Origin of the sequence: Natrinema salaciae (assembly GCF_900110865.1) — an archaeon.
Classification (GTDB): domain Archaea; phylum Halobacteriota; class Halobacteria; order Halobacteriales; family Natrialbaceae; genus Natrinema; species Natrinema salaciae.
In genome coordinates this window covers 154312-171610 of sequence record NZ_FOFD01000005.1, presented here as the reverse complement: position 1 = coordinate 171610, position 17299 = coordinate 154312, and the positions used below count along the sequence as shown (strand labels likewise).

General features: G+C 68.3%; 18 protein-coding genes. 8 read left to right on the top strand and 10 right to left on the bottom strand.

Annotation, left to right across the window (positions count from 1 at the left end; translation table 11 throughout):
* Window positions 1-14: 14 nt before the first annotated feature.
* Window positions 15-1202, bottom strand: coding sequence for a CaiB/BaiF CoA transferase family protein (locus tag BMX07_RS17560; RefSeq protein WP_090620380.1), 1188 nt, complete (start codon window positions 1200-1202; stop codon window positions 15-17).
* Between the two features lie 323 nt (window positions 1203-1525).
* On the opposite strand from BMX07_RS17560, the gene BMX07_RS17555 reads away from it, so the two are divergent.
* Complete coding sequence (locus BMX07_RS17555) at window positions 1526-2320, top strand: HpcH/HpaI aldolase family protein (RefSeq protein ID WP_090620378.1); 795 nt, start codon at window positions 1526-1528, stop codon at window positions 2318-2320.
* A gap of 57 nt (window positions 2321-2377) precedes the next feature.
* On the opposite strand, the gene BMX07_RS17550 is transcribed toward BMX07_RS17555, so the two are convergent.
* Window positions 2378-4021: a thiamine pyrophosphate-binding protein gene (locus BMX07_RS17550; protein ID WP_090620376.1), complete on the bottom strand. Its 1644-nt coding sequence runs from the start codon at window positions 4019-4021 to the stop codon at window positions 2378-2380.
* A 206-nt stretch (window positions 4022-4227) separates the two neighbouring features.
* Here BMX07_RS17550 and BMX07_RS17545 point away from each other — a divergent pair, with 206 nt between their 5' ends.
* From BMX07_RS17545 to BMX07_RS17535, 4 genes are all read left to right on the top strand, one after another.
* Window positions 4228-5400, top strand: coding sequence for an MFS transporter (locus tag BMX07_RS17545; protein WP_090620374.1), 1173 nt, complete (start codon window positions 4228-4230; stop codon window positions 5398-5400).
* 65 nt (window positions 5401-5465) lie between these two features.
* Window positions 5466-5840: a VOC family protein gene (locus tag BMX07_RS17540; protein ID WP_090620372.1), complete on the top strand. Its 375-nt coding sequence runs from the start codon at window positions 5466-5468 to the stop codon at window positions 5838-5840.
* A 17-nt stretch (window positions 5841-5857) separates the two neighbouring features.
* The gene (locus BMX07_RS24605; protein WP_175480186.1) at window positions 5858-6019 is read left to right on the top strand and encodes a hypothetical protein; all 162 of its coding nucleotides are present in this window, start codon (window positions 5858-5860) and stop codon (window positions 6017-6019) included.
* Window positions 6020-6081: 62 nt separating this feature from the next.
* Complete coding sequence (locus BMX07_RS17535; RefSeq protein ID WP_245742148.1) at window positions 6082-7155, top strand: zinc-dependent alcohol dehydrogenase; 1074 nt, start codon at window positions 6082-6084, stop codon at window positions 7153-7155.
* Window positions 7156-7194: 39 nt separating this feature from the next.
* Here the strand turns inward: BMX07_RS17535 and BMX07_RS17530 are convergent, their stop codons facing one another.
* A complete protein-coding gene (locus BMX07_RS17530) occupies window positions 7195-7959 on the bottom strand; it encodes a CoA-transferase subunit beta (RefSeq protein WP_090620369.1) in 765 nt (254 codons plus the stop codon).
* Between the two features lie 70 nt (window positions 7960-8029).
* Window positions 8030-8944, bottom strand: coding sequence for a CoA transferase subunit A (locus BMX07_RS17525; RefSeq protein WP_281246979.1), 915 nt, complete (start codon window positions 8942-8944; stop codon window positions 8030-8032).
* A gap of 173 nt (window positions 8945-9117) precedes the next feature.
* On the opposite strand from BMX07_RS17525, the gene BMX07_RS17520 reads away from it, so the two are divergent.
* Window positions 9118-10254 carry an acyl-CoA dehydrogenase family protein gene (locus BMX07_RS17520; protein WP_090620367.1) on the top strand — a complete coding sequence of 379 codons (1137 nt, stop codon included), beginning with the start codon at window positions 9118-9120 and terminating at the stop codon, window positions 10252-10254.
* 8 nt (window positions 10255-10262) lie between these two features.
* Here the strand turns inward: BMX07_RS17520 and BMX07_RS17515 are convergent, their stop codons facing one another.
* Both BMX07_RS17515 and BMX07_RS17510 read right to left on the bottom strand, forming a co-directional pair.
* A complete protein-coding gene (locus BMX07_RS17515) occupies window positions 10263-11045 on the bottom strand; it encodes an enoyl-CoA hydratase/isomerase family protein (RefSeq protein WP_090620364.1) in 783 nt (260 codons plus the stop codon).
* 6 nt (window positions 11046-11051) lie between these two features.
* On the bottom strand, window positions 11052-12218 hold the full coding sequence (locus tag BMX07_RS17510; protein ID WP_090620362.1) for an enolase C-terminal domain-like protein: 1167 nt from the start codon (window positions 12216-12218) through the stop codon (window positions 11052-11054).
* Window positions 12219-12510: 292 nt separating this feature from the next.
* Between BMX07_RS17510 and BMX07_RS17505 the strand changes: the two genes are divergently transcribed.
* Window positions 12511-13479, top strand: coding sequence for an LLM class flavin-dependent oxidoreductase (locus BMX07_RS17505; RefSeq protein ID WP_090620359.1), 969 nt, complete (start codon window positions 12511-12513; stop codon window positions 13477-13479).
* 36 nt (window positions 13480-13515) lie between these two features.
* Here BMX07_RS17505 and BMX07_RS17500 read toward each other — a convergent pair whose 3' ends face one another.
* The gene (locus BMX07_RS17500) at window positions 13516-13950 is read right to left on the bottom strand and encodes a GNAT family N-acetyltransferase (protein WP_090620356.1); all 435 of its coding nucleotides are present in this window, start codon (window positions 13948-13950) and stop codon (window positions 13516-13518) included.
* 95 nt (window positions 13951-14045) lie between these two features.
* Between BMX07_RS17500 and BMX07_RS24600 the strand changes: the two genes are divergently transcribed.
* Window positions 14046-14186 carry a hypothetical protein gene (locus BMX07_RS24600; protein WP_175480185.1) on the top strand — a complete coding sequence of 47 codons (141 nt, stop codon included), beginning with the start codon at window positions 14046-14048 and terminating at the stop codon, window positions 14184-14186.
* Between the two features lie 46 nt (window positions 14187-14232).
* On the opposite strand, the gene BMX07_RS17495 is transcribed toward BMX07_RS24600, so the two are convergent.
* The 3 genes from BMX07_RS17495 to BMX07_RS17485 form a co-directional block, all read right to left on the bottom strand.
* Window positions 14233-15237, bottom strand: a complete 1005-nt coding sequence (locus BMX07_RS17495) for an ornithine cyclodeaminase family protein (protein WP_090620354.1) — start codon at window positions 15235-15237, stop codon at window positions 14233-14235.
* Window positions 15238-15355: 118 nt separating this feature from the next.
* The gene (locus BMX07_RS17490; RefSeq protein ID WP_090620352.1) at window positions 15356-15871 is read right to left on the bottom strand and encodes an Lrp/AsnC family transcriptional regulator; all 516 of its coding nucleotides are present in this window, start codon (window positions 15869-15871) and stop codon (window positions 15356-15358) included.
* Between the two features lie 61 nt (window positions 15872-15932).
* Window positions 15933-17258: an aminotransferase family protein gene (locus tag BMX07_RS17485; protein WP_090620349.1), complete on the bottom strand. Its 1326-nt coding sequence runs from the start codon at window positions 17256-17258 to the stop codon at window positions 15933-15935.
* Window positions 17259-17299: the final 41 nt, after the last annotated feature.

Here is a 17299-nt window from a genome sequence, read left to right as displayed (position 1 = left end):
CAACCGGCGACACACTACGAACTCGAGATGACCGCGCCGGTCTCGTGCAGGCGTTCGATCTCGCTCGCCGAATACGACAGGGCCGCGAGGATATCGTCGGTGTGTTCGCCCTTCGCCGGCGGTCGGGAAGAGAACCGCCCGTCGTGAATGCCGGAGCTGAACCGGAACGGGAGCGCGGCCGTGACGACGACTTCGTCGACTTCCGGATTGTAGGAATCGACGAGCATCGAGCGCGCCTCGACGTGCTCGTCGGTCTCCGCGAGGTCCCGAACGGTCTGGACCGCCCCCGCCGGAATCCCCGCCTCGAGCAGCGTCTCCTCGAGTTCCGTCGCGGTGTACGCCTCGAACTCCGGGATCAGTTCGTCGCGAAGGGGCTCGCGGTGGTCGATGCGGTCGTCGATCGTCTCGAACCGCTCGTCCTCGAGCAGGTCGGGTCGGTCGAGGACCGTACAGAGCCGCTCGTACATCGCCTCCGAGAGCGTCGCGACGTAGATGTTGCCGTCTCCGGTCGGAAAGACGCCGTTGGGCGCGCTACCGATCCCCTGCCCGCCGGCGCGCTCGGGGAGGTCGCCGGTCTGGTCGTAGTTCGTGATCCAGTAGGACATCCACGAGACGGCCACGTCGAACAGCGAGATGTCGATGTGGGTTCCATCGCCGCCCCGGTCACGCTGACGGACGGCGGCGAGGATCGCGAACGCGGCGTTCGCACCCGTGCCGCAGTCGATGAGGCTCGCGCGGATGCGGGCCGGCGGCCGGTCGGCGTAGCCGTTGATCGCCATCAGCCCCGAGACGGCCTGAATGCAGGGGTCGTAGCCGGGATAGGACCGGTACGGACCGGTCCGACCGAATCCGGACAGCGAACAGTAGACGACGTCCGCGTTCCGCTCCGAGACCGACTCGTAGTCGAGGTCGTACGTCTCGAGGACGCCAGGCCGGAAGCTCTCGACGATCACGTCGGCCTCGTCCGCGAGTTCGGTGACGATCGAGTGGCCCGTCTCGGCCTTCATGTCGACACAGAGGCTCTGTTTCCCGTGATTGAACGGGGCAAAGATGTTTCCGTTCATGATGTGTCGGAAGGTGTCCCCCGACGGCGGTTCGACCTTCAGCACGGTCGCGCCCATTTCGGCGAGCAGTTGCGTACAGACGGGCCCGGCGACCGACTGTGTGAGGTCGACGACGGTCAGATCGTCCAACGGCTTCATAGCAGCCTCGATGTCATCATCCGAGAAATGTCTTCGGGAACAACTAACATGCGTGACGTGTGAGCACGGCGAACGGGGACCGGCAGCGGAAACCGGGAGCCGGATTCGCGGTGCGGCCACGAATCCGCGACGTGGACGCGGGCACCTCCGGATTTGCAGCGCGTGGCGGACCGACCTGCATCTTTTTAGCGCTCCCATCGGAACGGCGAACCGATGGAAGCAATTGTCGATGCCAGCGATCGGACCGTCAGCCGACGGTCACTGCCCCGACGACCGACCGCGACGCCACCGGTCGACGACCCGCTCGAGACGAGGGGATTGCGATGACCGAGCGCTCGGCGACGGACGGCGACTTCGAGGCACGGTTCCTCGCCGGCGACGCACTCGGGACGTGGGTGTCGATCGGCCACCCGGCCGTCGTGGAGGCGGCGGCGAGAGCCGGATTCGACTTCGTCCTCGTCGACACCGAACACACCGAGCTGAGCCTCGAGACCGTTGCCGACCTCGCCCGCGCGGCTGCCGCAGCGCCCGGCGAACTCGGCGTGGTCGTCCGGCCCGCGTGGAACGACCCAGTCCGCATCAAGCGAATCCTCGATATCGGCGTCGACGGAATCATGGTCCCGATGATAGACACGCCGGAGGCGGCCGAGGAGTTAGTACGGGCCACGCGGTACCCGCCAGACGGCGATCGGGGGGTGGCATCGGGACGTGCGGCCGGCTACGGCCAGCGCTTCGTTCAGTACGTGGAGTCAGGACACCGGTCGCTGCTCACGATCGCACAGATCGAAACGCCGGCCGGCGTCGACCACGCCGAGGATATCGCCGTGGTGGACGGGATCGACGCGCTCTTCGTCGGGCCGGCCGACCTCTCGGCGTCGCTCGGTGTCTTCGCCGAGTGGGACGCGCCCAAACTCGACGGCGCGATGGCGCGCGTCGTCGAGGCCGGCGCGAACGCGGACGCGCCCGTCGGAACGCTCACCGTTCGCGAGGGAGACGTCGCGGACCGCGTCGAGCGAGGATTCGACTTCCAGATCGCGGGCAAGGACATGACGACGCTCATCGAAACCGGCGAGCGGATACGCGAGACCTACGAGAAGAGCCGTTCCGAACGCGAGTGAGAGTGATCGACGCGGCGGTGATCGAGCCAACGGCTCGAGGCCGACGCGACGACTCCGCTATTCGTTCATCCAGACGCCGGACTGCGGCTCGTAGGGGTCGGTGGGAACTTCGACGAGCGTCGGGCCGTCGCTCGCGATCGCGTCGGCGACGGTCGCTGCGACCTCGTCCGGCGTTTCCGCCCGTTCGACGTCGAGGCCGAGCCCCTCGGCGACGGTCGTGTACGACACCGGGGTCTCCTCCCAGCCGTACTCGCCGTCGGCCATCCGGTAGCTCCGGCCGGCCTCCTCGCTGATGATCGCGTAGTCGCTGTTGTTGAGCACGACGACCGTCACGTCGATCCCCTCGTCGGCCAGCGTGTGCAGTTCGTGGACGCACATCAGCAGCCCCCCGTCGCCGGTGAGCGCGATCACGTCCCGTTCCGGATTCGCCAGCTTCGCGCCGATCGCGGAGGGGAGTCCCGACCCCATCGTCGCCCACGACCCCGGGTTGACGTAATCGCGGGGCTCGTACGTCGGGAACATCAGGAGCGCCCACAGCCGGAACCCGCCCGCGTCGACGGCGACGGCCGCGTCGCGCGGCGTGCCCTCGCGGATCGCGTCCAGCGCCTTGACCGACGTCAACGGGGCGTCCGTGACCGCTCGTAACTCCTCGAGCCGGTCGTCGACGGCCGCCCGCGTTTCGCGAGCCCGTTCGATCCCGGTCCCGCCGGCGATCGTTCGGTCTGCCAGCGCGCCGTCGAGAGCCTCGAGCGTCCGCGCGGCGTCGGCGACGATGCCGACCGCGGGGTCGTAGCCCGTGCCGATATCGTCGGCACCGAGGGTCACGTGGACCAGGTCGTCCGGGATCTCGATCGACCAGTTGTGCATGGAGACGGCGTCGAAGTCGGTGCCGACCCCGAGCGCGGCGTCCGCGTCGGCGATGAGTTCCTTCACGGCCGTTCCGGTTCCGCCGCAGAGCACGCCGCCCATGAGTTCGTGATCGTCGGGGAAGACGGCCTTCCCCTTGTACGTGACGACGACCGGGGCCTCGAGTCGCTCCGCGACCGCTCGCAGTTCGTCGCTCGCGTCGGCCGCTCGTATCCCGCCGCCGGCGACGATGATCGGCTTCGAGGCGTCCGCGAGGAGGTCGGCCGCGGCCGCGACCTTCGAGTCGGGGACGCCGCTGAACGATTGCGGCTCGACGGCCCCACGCTCGGCGAGCGGGACGTCCATCTTGAGGAAGTTCTTCGGAATGCCGATCCGAACGGGGCCCTTCGGAGCCGTCCGCGCGGCGTCGATCGCCCGCTGGAGTTCGGCGAGGGTGCTCTGGGGCGTCTCGACGGTGATGTTCTCCGTGACGACGTTGTCGTAGGTGTCGGGCGGCGTCTCGTGAATCCCGTCGCCGCCGCGGATCTCCGGTTCGGTCTCCACCGCGATGTGGAGGAGCGGCGTACAGTCGTTCAGCGCGTTTTTCAGCCCGTTCATCGCGTTCATATCGCCCGGACCCGGAATGACCACCGTGGCGGCCATTCCGCCGCCGGTCTCCGCGTAGCCCCACGCCTGATGCGAGACCGCGGTCTCGTGGCGAGCCATGACGAATCGGATGTCGTCTCGCTCGCTGATGGACTCGTTCAGTGGAAGCGACTGCTTGCCCGGGATGCCGAACAAGGTATCGACGTCGTTCTCGGTCAGGCAATCGATGATTGCCTCGTTGACCTTCATAGGCGTAGTGAGAGAGAAGACAGTGTAAAAGTATAGGGTGCCTCTCGCGAGGGCGCGACCGCAACTCGCCCGGTTCGGATCGTGGGGCCGGGTCGGCCGTTCCGGAGTCGGGACTCCCTCCGTCGACTCGGCCCGGAGACGGTTTCGAAACGAGCCAAACGTTCCCCTATCGCAACTCGTAGGGTATCCGAGATGAGAATTGGCGTGTGAACTGGCGTTACGCACACCTCTCCCTGCTTCTCTGTACGTTAGCGTTCATGACGACGATGGTCGCTCGGCTCGCGATCAGCCCGCTCGTCCCGGCGATCACCGACGAGTTCGCGGTCTCGAACGCCGCGGTCGGACTGGCACTCTCGCTCATGTGGGCGATGTACGCGCTGCTGCAGTTTCCCAGCGGCATCCTCGGCGACCGGTTCGGCGAGCGAACGGTGATTCTCGCGGCGATCGGACTCACCGGCCTCTCGAGTCTCTGTATCGCCCTCGCGCCAACCTACGGCTTCTTCGTCCTCTTCGTGAGCCTCCTCGGCGTGGGTGCGGGCCTCCACTACACGGCGGCGACGACCTACCTCGCGAAGCAGTACGATGACATCGGCCGCGCCATCGGCATTCACATCGCCGGGAGCCCGGCCGCGGGGCTCGTCGCGCCGGTCGCGGCGACCGCGATCGCCGTCCGGTACGGCTGGCGGCTGGGGGTACTGGTCGGGCTCGCGCTGGCGGTCCCGGCGTTCGCGCTCTTCGCTCGCTTCGTTCGACCGACCGAGCCGGATCGACCCGACGAACCGATGCGGGATCGGTTCGCCCTCTCGACGGTCGTCGCGCTCCTCTCCCGCCCGCCCGTCGCGTTCACGACGGTGCTGGCGTTCCTCTGTGCGTTCACCTGGCAGGCGACGGCGTCGTTCATGCCGTCGTTCTTCGCGCAGGGACAGGGGCTGTCACCGGCGGTCGCGAGCGGGCTCTTCTCCCTGTACTTCCTCGTCCACGGCATCACCCAGCCGCTGACGGGGACGCTTTCGGACCGCGCCGGGCGGGGACCGACGACCGCCCTCTCGATGGCGTCGGGGATCGTCGGCTACGCCGTCCTGGTCGTCGGCGACGAGATCGCCGTCTACGCCGTCGGCGTCTGCTTCGTCGGCCTCGCGATGAGCTGGGGCGCGCCGCTCCAGTCGCGGTTCATGGACCTCTTCACGGCCGCCGACCGCGGCGCGGGCTTCGGGCTCGTCCGCACGGTCTACATGACGACGGGCGCGTCCGGCAGCGTGGTCGTCGGCGCGCTCGCCGACCTCTACGGCTGGGACGTTTCGTTCGGGCTCCTCGCGGCGATCATGGCCGTCGTCCTGAGCGCGCTCGCAACCAACCGGCTCCTCGGTCTCGGCCTCTGACCGCTCCCCGGCGGGACCGGGCCGGCGACGGTACGTTTTTACGTTGCGCATCGGTGAGTCTCCGCATGGACGTCCTGCACACGGCCATCTGGGTCGACGACATCGAGACGCAACTCGAGTTCTACTGCGACGGGCTCGGGCTCGAGCGCACCCGCGAGTTCGACCTCGACGGCGTGACCAACACGTACGTCGGCGGCGCGAGCGACGCGGAGATACAGTTCAAACACGACGGCACCGAACGGAACCCGGAGCCGTCCGGAATCGATCACCTCGCGGTCGGCGTCTCCGACGTGGACGAAACCGTCGACGACCTCGTCGACCGCTACGGCGGCGACGTGGTCGACGAGCCGCGAACCCTCGAGGAGAAGGGGCTCCGCATCGCGTTCGTGGCCGACCCGGAGGGGTACGTCGTCGAGCTCATCGAGACGCTCGAGGGATAACGATCGCGAGTGCCGGTATGAGTGACGAGCGAACGGGGCTCTTCGCGCAGCTCCTCGAGGCCGAGCGGCGGTTCTACGAGCGACTGCCCGGCGAGGAGATCTACAGCAAACTGTTCGTCCGAACGCTGCTGTGGTTCGCCCTCTTCAGCGCCCTGTACACCATCGCAACGAGTCTGTAAGCGCCGCTCGTGAGCGGTCTCTCCCGGTCGGCCGACGCGAGACGCGAGCGGACACGAGCTATATGATCGTCGTCCGCGTCACTACGGACGTGACGCAGAACGCGACGGATCGAATGACCGCGCTCCTGAAGACGACGCCCGAACCGGGGATGCGCCTCGAGTCGATTCCAGTCCCCGAGCCGGGGCCCGGAGAAGTCAGGATTCGAGTCGAATCGGTCGGGATCGACCGCGGCGCGGAGGCGCTGATTTACGACTGGCACGAGAGCAAACGCCACTACGCGGACGAGTTGCCCCAGCTGTTTGGCCACGAGTTCGCGGGAACGATCGACGCGACCGGTCCCGACGTCGACGGGATCGCGACGGGCGAGCGCGTCGCGGTGGAACCGGTCGTCGGCTGCGGCCGCTGTCGGTGCTGCCGCTCGGGCTCGTTCTCGATCTGTCCGGACCGGCGTATCGTCGGGCTCGATCCGGCCCTCGACGGCGCGCTCGCGGAGTACGCCGTCGTTCCCGCGGAGACGGTCTACCCGATCGGCTCGCTGAGCGCGGACGAGGGCGTCTTCCTCGAGCTGCTCGGACTGGCCGTCCACGGGATCGAGCGGTCCGGTTTCGAGCCCGGCGACAGCGTCGCGATCACCGGCCCCGGAGCGGTCGGCATCGGCGCGCTCGTCGCGGCGGTCGCCGGCGGCGCGAGTTCGATAACGGTCGTCGGCGCGGACGCCGACCGCGAGGATCGGCTCCCGCTCGCCCGGGAGCTCGGCGCGACCCGCGCGGTCGCGTCCGAGGAGCTCACCGACGGGCTCGACGAGGCGGTCGACGTGTTCATCGAGGCCGCCGGACACCCCGACGCGTTCTCGCTCGCATCGTCGTCGACGCGTCGCGACGGCGAGATCGTCCAGATCGGTATCTTCCACGGCGCGGAGACGGTGCCCGTCGATCTGACGCGACTCGTTCGACGGGGCGTCTCGATCACGACGGTCTACGGCCGTCGGGACTCGAGCTGGCGGCGTGCGATCGCTATCGCGGCCGACACCGACCTCTCGCCCGCGCTCGGCCCGTCGTTTCCCCTGGCCGACTACGCGGACGCCTTCGAAGCGACCCGGCGGCGCGAGGGCATCAAGATCACGCTTCACCCGTAGCGAGACGCTCGTCGAGTGGGTCGCTCGGCCGACGGAGCCTCACTCGGCCTGGTCGGTGTACATCTCGTCCGGATCGAGCACCTCGCGGATCAGTCGGAGCTCCTCCTCGTTCGGCCCCGGCGTCGTCCGCAGGTCGTCGGCGAACTCGATCTCCCAGCCCGTCTCGGCGCGGACGTCCTCGCGCGTCGCGTTCGGATGCAATGCGTCGACGTACATCACTCCGCGCTCGTCGAACCGGCAGACGGCGAGATCGGTGATGACCGCCTCCGGGCCGCCGTCGAGGCCGAGCTTCTCGCGTCCCGTGCGGCCGTCGACGTAGCCGGGGCTGGTGATGAAATCGACCGCCTCGGGGAACCGGCGCGCCGAGTGGGGCGTAACCATCAGCGTTCGGTCGACGTGGCCCGCGATCTCGCAAGCGCCGCCGCTTCCCGGCAGGCGGACGTCCGGATCGTCGTAGTCGCCGATGACAGTCGAGTTGATGTTGCCGAACTTGTCGATCTGCGCGCCGCCCAGGAACCCCACGTCGAGGCGGCCAGCCTGCAAGTAGTAGTTGAAGTTGTTCCGCATCGGTTCGATCGAGAGCGCGCCCGACGCGAGCACCGGGTCGCCGATCGACAGCGGCGGCGACGACGGGTCCGATCCGATCGTCCCCGACTCGTAGACCATCCGCAGGTCCGGTGCGTGCGTGCGCTTGGCGACGTTACACGCCAGGTTCGGTTTGCCGATCCCGACGAGCACGGCGTCGTCGTTCTCGAGTTCCCTCGCGGCCGCCACCACCATCAGTTCGCTCTTCGTGTAGTTCATCGGAGTTCCTCCGTGAGTTCGGTCGACCGGGCTGTACAGCCGGTTCGGCGACCGCTCGAGCGGACGGCGGTCATCTGTACGCCCCCATGTCGACGGGCGTCGCGTACGATCGGTCCGGGTCGAGCTCGAGCAGCCTGTCGACGCCGAGTTTCTCGACGTACTCCCGGCGGTTCTCGACGCCGTAGACCCACTCGTCGAGCCACGCCTCGACCCGGTCGACGTCGCTCGCGATCTCGGCCCACTCGATGTACGCCTCGTTGTCCCGCCCGTAGTAGCCCTGAGCGTACGACGGGTGCGAGCCGTAGGGGTCGTGGACGACGTGGTCGACGTCGTCGCTCGTGATGACCGTTCGGTTCGGGTCGCTTCGGATCGTCTCCTCGGCGCAGAGTTCCTCCACCGAGAGGATCACGGTGTCGGCGGCCAGGCCGGCGACCTTCACTTCGCCCTGAATCCCCCAGAGGTGGGCGTTGCCCGCCTCGTCGGCCCGCTGGGCCCGGATGACCGCCACGTCCGGCTCGATCGGCGCGACGGCGTACACGTAGTCGTCGTCGAACGGGCTCTCGATTCGCGCGATGTTGTCGTTGTGGGCGGGCAGATCCGACCCGATGAAGCCGCGCAGCGGGGCGAAGGGCAGGTTTGACGCGCCCGCGTCGAGTGCAGCGACCAACCCGAAGTGGGTGTACTCCTCGAGCTCGAGTTCGGTCGGAATCCCCTCCTCGGCGGCCCTGCGAAACGCCGGCAAGCTCCCGACGCCGGGGTTTCCGGCCCACGAGAACGTCGCCTTTCGCGCACAGCCGGCGGCGATCAGCTGATCGTAGATCAGGTCCGGCGTGGCCCTGATCAGCTCGAGGTCGCGTTTCTCCTGTCTGATGATCTCGTGTCCCGCCGCGAACGGGATGAGGTGCGTGAACCCCGCGAGATAGACGCTATCGCCGTCGGAGACGCCGTTGCTAACGGCGTCCTGCATGGACGTGACGTTGCTCATAGCTGTGCTGAACTAGGGAACGAATTGCGGAGCACCCACATAAGCGTACCCGTAGGGTGCGGGACGGCGCGGGACGGATCGACGGTTCCCGCCACCGATACCGGTAGTCCGCGCACCGCTACCGGCGGTCCGCGGCCCGTACATTGATATCGACACCCACGATACTGAACGGCATGATCGACCTCAGCCCCGAGCAGGAGCTCCTCGTCTCGTCGGTGGAAGCCATCGCGGAGCGGGAGTTCGCCGACCGGGCGTTCGAGTGGGACGGCGAGCCGCCGTGGGAGAACGCGCAACTCCTCGCCGACAGGGGGTTTCTCGGCGTCAACTTCCCGGAAGAGTACGGCGGCGGCGGGATGACCGAACTCGACGCGATCCTCACCATCGAGGCAGTGGGGCGCGTCTGTCCCGATACCGCGGAGTTCCTCTACAATCAGCAGCTGGTCGCACCGCGGGCGATCGAGCTGTTCGGGACCGACGCGGCCACGGAACGGTACCTGCCGCCGGTGCTCGACGGCGAGGACAGCATCGCCATCGGCATCTCCGAGCCGGAGGCCGGCTCCGACGTCGGCGCGATGCGGACGCGAGTCGAGGAAGACGGCACCGAGCTGGTGCTCGACGGCGAAAAGACGTGGGTGAGCAACGTCGAACACTCGAGCGCGGTGCTGGTGTGGACGAAGTTCCCCGAGGGGCTCGGGTCGGTCGTCGTCGAGTTTGACTGGGACGGCGTCGAGGTCGAACAGCACTACGCGAACATGGCGGACCACCACCAGACCCACTTCGTCATGGAGGACGTGACCGTTCCCGAGGAGAACGTCGTCACGCGCGGCCCGGACGGGTTCAAGAACCAGCTCCGGGCGCTCAACTGGGAGCGGCTGGGGAGCGCGACGCTCGCGAACGCGCTCGCGCGCTGCGCGCTCGAGAAGGCGCTCGACTACGCCGATCAGCGGACCCAGTTCGACCGGCCGATCGGCGAGTTCCAGGGGATCGAGTGGAAACTCGCGGACGCCGCGACGGACCTGGAGGCCTCGCGAGCGCTGACCCACCGCGCGGCGGCGCGGGCCCACGAGCGGGGCCGCGTTCCGGACCGGCGCGACGCGTCGATGGCCAAGCTGCACGCCAGCGAGATGGTCGAACGCGTCGTCAGCGAGGCGCTCCAGATCCACGGCGCGAACGGGTATCAGCAGGGCCACCCCCTCGAGTACCTCTACCGGCTCGCGCGGGGCCGCCGGCTCGCCGCCGGCACCGACGAGATACAGAAGAATCAGATCGCGGCCAGCCTGAAAGCGGACGGCCTTCGGGATCTCGTCTGAGAGCGCGCTCAGGCGTCGTCCCGATCGAAGTTCGGCTCGCGGTCCTCGCCGAACGCCGCGATCGCTTCCGCGTGCTCGGCGTCGGTGACGCACTCCCACTGGTACGCGATCGCCCGCTCGCAGTACTCCTCGAACGACTGCTCGGGGTCGATCAGCGCGTTCGTCCGTCGAACTGCCAGCGCGGGGAGCTCGAGCAGTTCGTCGGCCAATTCGCGTGCTCGTTCGACGGGATCGTCGGCGATCGCGACGGCGAGCCCGAGATCGACGGCGTCCGCGGGCGTGATGTCCGTCCCGGTGAGGAGGTACTCCGTGGCTTTCGCCTCGCCGATGAGCCGCGGCAGCAGCCACGCGCCGCCGTCGCCGGGGACGAGGCCGACGCGGACGAACCCCTCGCGGAGGAACGCGTCCGGCCCGACGACGCGCAGATCGCACGCCAGGGCGAAGTCACAGCCCGCGCCGACCGCCGGGCCGCCGACCGCGGCGATCGACGGCTTCTCCATCCCGCGAAGCTGTCGAACGACGTTCTGGACCGCCCAGAGGTAGCCCGCGTACTCCTCCTCGGTCAGTTCCTCGCTCCAGTCGGGCATCTCCGTGACGTCCGCCCCCGCACAGAACCCGCCTTCCGCACCCGTCAGGACGACGACGTAGACGCCGTCGTCCGCAGCCGCCTCTCGCAGCGCCTCGTTGAGTTCGAGGATCGTTTCCCGCCGAAAGGCGTTGTATACCTCGGGGCGATCGATCGTTATCGTAGCGATGCCGTCGGCCGTCTCGTATCGAACGTCGTCTCTCATGTTCGATCACTCGTAGGTCCGCCGCCCGATCTCCCGGGCTTCGATCTCGTCCCAGTCGTACGCCACGCCGAGCCCCGGTCCGTCCGGCACCTGCACGTGGCCGTCAGCGTCGACGGTCTCGAGCATGTCCGAGTAGTCGTCGGCGTACACCGGCGGCTGGGTGTTCGGACAGAGGGGGTGGACCAGCGCCACTTCGTAGTAGTTGCTGTTGCGCGTCGCGGCGAGGCAGTGGCGCTGGGCCGGTCCCGGGGCGTGGTACTCCACGTCGAGGCCGAACCCTTCCGCCATGTGGGCGATCTTCATCGAGCCCGTGATGCCGCCGTCGTACTCGGGATCGGCCCGGACGAAGTCGGTCGACTCCGTCGCCACGAAGTCCGTGTGGGGCTCGAGCCCGCGGACGTGCTCGGTCTGGAGGATCGGCGTGTCGAGCATCTCCCGGAGCTTCCGGTGGGAGTGCTGCGAGACGCCGCCGTCGCGGTAGGGGTCCTCGTACCAGAGGAAGTCGGCATCGTCGCAGGCCTTCCCGATCCGCAGTGCGTCGGCGAACGTGGCCGGGTTGCAGGCCGGGTCGAGCATGAGGTCCATCTCGTCGCCGACCCGGCGGCCGACTTCGCGGACGACGGCTGCCGTCTCGTCGGGGTCCGTCCAGTCGCCGCCCCAGTCGTGGATCTTGAACCCCTGATACCCCAGCTCGAGACACTCCTCGGCGAAGTCGGCGTACGCCTCGGGAGAGTCGAGGCCGCCGTTCCTGTCGCCCTGGTACGTCGAGGCGTAGGCGGGGAAGGAGTCGCGATAGCTCCCGAGCAGCTCGTGGATCGGCGCGCCGCGGTACTTGCCGGCGAAGTCCCAGAGCGCGATGTCGATCGGGCCCATCCCCATCCAGTCGTACTTCCGGAGGGCGCGCTTGAAGGCGCTCCAGTGGCGCTCGCGCTCGAGCGGGTTCGTCCCGACGAGGTAATCCGCGATCATGTTGAGTTGCGCGGCCCCTGGCGAGTTGCCGCCGACGTACTCGCCGGTGGTCCCCTCGTCGGTGTGGACTCGGAGGGCGAACAGTTTCCGTTCGGTCGTCGTGCCGGGTTCGTAGACGATGCTGAACCCGTTCGGCGCGTACCCGACGTCCGGCAGGTCGTAGCCGAACTCGATCGATTCGATGCGCGTGATCGTTGGTGCCATCGGTACGCTATCACATATCGAACGAGTTCCAAATGCGTTTGCATCGCGGGGAAACGGGCCAGCTTCGGCGCGACGCGATCTCGGGTGCCGCTCGAGCCGATCACGGTTCGGTCTTCCACGACCGAATCGTCGACGACACCGAGTCCGGGTCGGTCGTCGAGCGAGATCGTTCCGTCCGCGGGCTCCGGCGGGTTCTCGAGGCCGAACTGGAATCCGTCGACCCACTTGCGGAGGGACTCGATCGGTGGCGCGGAGCGGAAACGGTTAGGTCCTCCCGCCGAAAGTGTGGGTCATGGTGTCACACGGCTTCGTCCTCCCGACCCGCGGCGTCGTCCTGTCCGCCGACGACTCGCTCGAGCAGACCGCCCGCGTCCAGTCCGAGGTGCTCGGGCTCGCTCGACGGGCCGAAGCGCTCGGGTTCGACGGCGTCTGGGCCGGCGACAGCGTGCTGGCGAAACCCCGCCTCGAGCCGCTCTCGACGCTGGCCGCGGTGGCTGGCGCGACGGAATCGGTCACCCTCGGCACGGCCGTCTACCTGCCACAGCTTCGGCATCCGGTCCACGTCGCACACCAGACGGCGACGATCGATCAGGTCAGCGGCGGCCGCCTCGCACTCGGCGTCGGCGTCGGCGTGGGCGTCGAGGCCGAACACGGCCAGCTCGACGTTCCCTACGAGCGACGGGGCACGCTGCTCGACGAGGGGCTCGAGATCCTCGAGGGGCTCTGGGGCGACGAGCCGGTCTTCGCGAACGGCGAGTTCTTCGAACTGCGCGACGCCGACATCGGGATTCGCCCGTCCGGGCGGGTCCCGCCGATCTACGTCGCGTCGGCGACGTTCGATCCCAGAGACGGCTTCCCGCGGCGGATACGGGAGCGCATCGCCGACCGCGGGGACGGCTGGCTCCCGATCGGCATGTCCCCCGAGATGTACGCGGGCGGCCTCGACCGGGCGCGCGAGCTCGTCGCCGACGCCGGCCGCGACGCCGCGGGCTTCGACGCCGCCTACTACCAGGACGTCGTGATCGCGGAGACCGAAGCGGCGGCGATCGAGCAGGCTCGGGACTTCCTCGATCGCTACTACCCCTCCTGGGGGGAGTTGAGCGACGACGACATCCGGCGGCGCGGCGCGTTCGGGCCGCCGTCGGTCGTCGCGAACCACCTCGAGCGCTACGCCGACGCCGGCGTGGAGACGTTCGTCACCCGGTTCGCGGCGACCGACCAGCGCGAGCAGTTGCGCCGGTTCGCCGACATCGTCGGCTGACGGGCCCGGTTCGCCGCCGGCCGGCGCGAACGCCCGTCAGGAGAGGTCGTACACGAACGAGTAACAGTACTTCTCGTAGCCCATCCGCTCGGTGTAGAACCGGTGGGCGTCCTCCCGCCACAGTCCCGACTCGAGCTCGACCGCCTCGCACCCGTTTTCGGCGGCCCACTCGTGGACGAACTCGAGGAGCCGTTCGCCGTGGCCAGTCGACCGCTCGGCCTCGTCGGTCACGAGGTCGTAGACGTACGCGTGCCGGCCGAGGTAGAAGTTGGTCGCGATTTTCACGCCGGCGACCGCGACCGGGTCGTCGTCGACGTAGCGCGCGAACAGCCGGTACCCCTCCGCCCGCATCTCCTCGAGCAGATCGGCGTACGATTCGCGGTCCAAGTGGTCCCGGAGCTGGACGAGGATCGGAAACGCCGCCTGCCCCTCGCTCTCGGTGGTCAGTTCTCGTATATCGGTGGGTGGCATACGCCGGTATCGGGAACGACGACTAATCAAACCGCGGGTCGGACGGCGTCTCGGCGGGTCGCTCGTCGTGCGCGGTTCCCGGCCGACCGGGTCGAGTGGTCCCCCGGGAAGGCCGTCGAGAACGGCGACGCCACCGACGCCGATCCGTCGAGATCGGGACGCGCGTCGCGGTCGAGTTCCGCGATGTCGACGGCGCGGAGATCGCGGTTCCGGTGTTCGTCCCCGAAGGCGACTGATCGACCGCTCGACGCGACTCGAGGCGAAATCGGTTCGCGTACGCGCCTACGGGAGCCGGCCGGTCAGCGCGTCGCTCGCGGGCGCGATGGGGAGCTCCGTCCCGAGCCCCTCCGCGCGCGCCTTCTCGTAGAGCATGTGTGCGGCCGCGACGGTCTCGATACCGGTTCCGCCGCTGTCGAAGACCGTGACCTCGTCGTCGCTCGTCCGACCCGGCTCGGTTCCCGCCACGACCTCGCCGAGTTCGGCGTGGACGTGATCCTCGTCGACGACGCCCGCCTCGAGCGCCGCGAGGAACGAGCCCGCGTCCTGGGTCACGCGGTCGCGGAGGTCGGGGACGTACGTCGCTCGTTCGATCGTCGTCGTATCGAGTTCGCGCCGGCCGGGGGTGTACTGGCCCATCGCCGTCACGTGCGTCCCGGGCTCGAGGTCGTCGCCGTCGAAGACCGGATCGGTCGCCTTCGTCGCCGTGATCACGACGTCCGCGCCCGAGACGGCGGCCGCGCTCGAGTCGACGGCGTCGACGGCGGCGTCGAGGTGGTCGTCGAACTCCGCGGCGAACGTCTCGCGGTTCTCGGGAGTGGGCGAGAAGACGCGGACGCGGTCGAAATCGCGGACGGTCGCCGTCGCGTGGAGCTGTCCGCGCGCCTGCGCGCCGCTGCCGATGACGGAGAGCGTGCTCGCGTCGTCTCGCGCTAGCGCGTCGACGGCGACGGCACCGGCCGCCCCGGTCTTGAACGGGTTCATGCTCGCGCCGTCGATGAGCGCGAGGGGTTCGCCGCTCTCGGCGTCGAACAGCGGCGTCACGAACCACGCGTTCGGCCCCGAAAAGCCGGCCGTGTACATGTAGCCACCCATCGCACCCGTTTCGGGGAGAATGGCCGAGTAGTTCGTCAGCTTTCCGTCGGGGTTCTCTCGCCGAAATGTCTGTCGCGGGAGGGCCGGTGCGCCCTCGCCGCGCTGTCGATAGCCGTCGCGGACGACGTCGACGTATTCGGCGGGCGTTGCGAGGCCATCTACTTCGTCGCTCGTGAGGAACAGTGTGTCCGTCATACCTCGAGTAATACACGGGAGATAGAAAAAAGCAGTCGATCCGATCGCGGTTCGCGCGGCGAGGCTCGACCGTCGACGTCGCCTCGGTCGCGAACGGCGAGAAAGCCGACCGCGTCGATCACTCGGTCTCGAGGACCCGCTCGATCATCTCCTCGGACATGGTGTCCAGGAGTCGGTTGCCCCGCGAGAGTTCGCGCATCACGAATCGGGAGGACGTCTCGTTGACGCCCTCGATCGCGACGATTTCGTCGATCAGTTCGTTCATCTGCTCGTGGTTCTGGACGCGGGAGACGATCATGAAGTCGACGTCACCCATCGTGTAGTACACCTCCTGGACGCCGGCGACGTCGACGAGTTTGTCGCCGATTTCGTCGGCGTACCCGCTCTCGTGGGAGACGTACACCTCCGTGATGATGACCATCGACATGCCGAGCGCACGGGGATCGATGTCGGCGGAGATGTCGGTTATCACGCCGTTCTCCTTCAGGCGATTCAGTCGGTAGTGGACCGTCGACTTCGAGAGGTCGAGTTCGGCGGCGAGCTCCTCGAGGTTCTTGTCGTCGTTTCGCTCGAGCTCGCGGATGATGTCCAGGTCGTTTTCGTCGAGATCCGACGTGGCGTTCGTGTGGTTCATGACAATGCCTACTGACTTCGGGGTTATAAGGTTCAATACTCCGGGCGGCGGATCGAACCGGTCAGAAGACGGTATCGATCGCCGATCCGAGCGTCTCGACCGCCGTATCGATCTCGTCCGTGGTCGCACACAGTGGCGGTGCGAGCATGAGCTGCGTCGCCGGGCGTCCGGCACCGAACAGCACGCCACGATCGCCCGCCGCGTCGATCACGTCCCGGACGGGGTTGTCGCCATCGTCGACTCGCGGGTCGTGGAACGGGGCTCCGGTCTCGGGATCGGCGAACTCGACGGCGCGGAGGAAGCCCCTCCCTCTGACGTCGGCGACGACGTCGTGGGTCCGCTCGAGCGCCGAGAGGCGATCGGCGAAGGCGTCGTCCGCGGCGCGGACGTTCTCGATCAATCCGTCCGCGTACTCCTCGAGGGCGGCGACGCCGGCGGCGCAGCCGACCGGGTGACCGCCGAACGTCTGTCCGATGTCGAATCCGCCGGACCGCACCTGTTCGGCGATCTCCGGTCGCATCATCGTGCCCGCCAGCGGCGCGTACGCGCTCGTCACGCCCTTCGCGAACGTCAGCATGTCCGGCTCGACGCCCGCCGTCTGGATTCCGAACCAGTCTCCGCAGCGGCCGAATCCGGTGATCACTTCGTCGACGATCAGGAGGATGTCGTACTCGTCACAGAGTTCGCGCACGCGCTCGAAGTAGCCTGGCGGTGCGGTGTACGCGCCGCTCGTGCCGGCGATGGGCTCGGTCAGGATCGCCGCGATCGTGTCCGGCCCCTCGTTTTTGATGACGAACTCGAGGTGGTCGGCCGCGGCCTCGGCGAGTTCCGCCGGCGTGTCCGCGTCGAACGGCGAGTCGTAGGACATCGGGGGCAGGAACTTCACCGCGCCCGACGTCGACGCGTGGGCCTCGAGCGGCTCGCGCGTTTCCGGGTCGCCGGTCGTGCTCCCCGCACCGTACGTGGAGCCGTGGTAGGACCGCCAGCGGGACAGCACCTTCGGCGCGTCCGCGTAGTCGCGGGCGATCGTCATCGCGAGTTCGTTCGCCTCGCTCCCCGAGACCGAGAACAACACGTTCGACAGGGAGTCGGGGGCGACCGCGGCGAGCTCCCGGCTCAGCTCGGTTCGCGCCGGCGTCCGCTTGGCCGACGAGACGTACTGAATCCGCTGCAGTTGGTCGGTCATCGCGTCCACGATCGCCCGGTTTCCGTGCCCGGCGTTGACGCAGTACAGCTGCGAGACGAAGTCGAGGTATTCGGTCCCGTCGTCGTCGACGACACGCGTCCCGTCGCCGTCGGTGATCGTCGTCGCCGTCGACGACGGATCGTACCAGTGGGTGATGTTCGCGGGCGCGTCGGTATCGGATTCGGGTGGATCGTCGAGCATAATTGTGTTATACGGTAGCAGTGTTCATAAGTGTGGATCGG

What these genes read in the sequence shown, in the direction of transcription:
- BMX07_RS17560 (WP_090620380.1), bottom strand. Translation starts at nt 1,202, where the DNA reads ATGAAGCCGTTGGACGATCTGACCGTCGTCGACCTCACACAGTCGGTC.
- BMX07_RS17555 (WP_090620378.1), top strand. Translation starts at nt 1,526, where the DNA reads ATGACCGAGCGCTCGGCGACGGACGGCGACTTCGAGGCACGGTTCCTC.
- BMX07_RS17550 (WP_090620376.1), bottom strand. Translation starts at nt 4,021, where the DNA reads ATGAAGGTCAACGAGGCAATCATCGATTGCCTGACCGAGAACGACGTC.
- BMX07_RS17540 (WP_090620372.1), top strand. Translation starts at nt 5,466, where the DNA reads ATGGACGTCCTGCACACGGCCATCTGGGTCGACGACATCGAGACGCAA.
- BMX07_RS24605 (WP_175480186.1), top strand. Translation starts at nt 5,858, where the DNA reads ATGAGTGACGAGCGAACGGGGCTCTTCGCGCAGCTCCTCGAGGCCGAG.
- BMX07_RS17535 (WP_245742148.1), top strand. Translation starts at nt 6,082, where the DNA reads ATGATCGTCGTCCGCGTCACTACGGACGTGACGCAGAACGCGACGGAT.
- BMX07_RS17530 (WP_090620369.1), bottom strand. Translation starts at nt 7,959, where the DNA reads ATGAACTACACGAAGAGCGAACTGATGGTGGTGGCGGCCGCGAGGGAA.
- BMX07_RS17525 (WP_281246979.1), bottom strand. Translation starts at nt 8,944, where the DNA reads ATGAGCAACGTCACGTCCATGCAGGACGCCGTTAGCAACGGCGTCTCC.
- BMX07_RS17520 (WP_090620367.1), top strand. Translation starts at nt 9,118, where the DNA reads ATGATCGACCTCAGCCCCGAGCAGGAGCTCCTCGTCTCGTCGGTGGAA.
- BMX07_RS17515 (WP_090620364.1), bottom strand. Translation starts at nt 11,045, where the DNA reads ATGAGAGACGACGTTCGATACGAGACGGCCGACGGCATCGCTACGATA.
- BMX07_RS17510 (WP_090620362.1), bottom strand. Translation starts at nt 12,218, where the DNA reads ATGGCACCAACGATCACGCGCATCGAATCGATCGAGTTCGGCTACGAC.
- BMX07_RS17505 (WP_090620359.1), top strand. Translation starts at nt 12,511, where the DNA reads ATGGTGTCACACGGCTTCGTCCTCCCGACCCGCGGCGTCGTCCTGTCC.
- BMX07_RS17500 (WP_090620356.1), bottom strand. Translation starts at nt 13,950, where the DNA reads ATGCCACCCACCGATATACGAGAACTGACCACCGAGAGCGAGGGGCAG.
- BMX07_RS17495 (WP_090620354.1), bottom strand. Translation starts at nt 15,237, where the DNA reads ATGACGGACACACTGTTCCTCACGAGCGACGAAGTAGATGGCCTCGCA.
- BMX07_RS17490 (WP_090620352.1), bottom strand. Translation starts at nt 15,871, where the DNA reads ATGAACCACACGAACGCCACGTCGGATCTCGACGAAAACGACCTGGAC.
- BMX07_RS17485 (WP_090620349.1), bottom strand. Translation starts at nt 17,258, where the DNA reads ATGCTCGACGATCCACCCGAATCCGATACCGACGCGCCCGCGAACATC.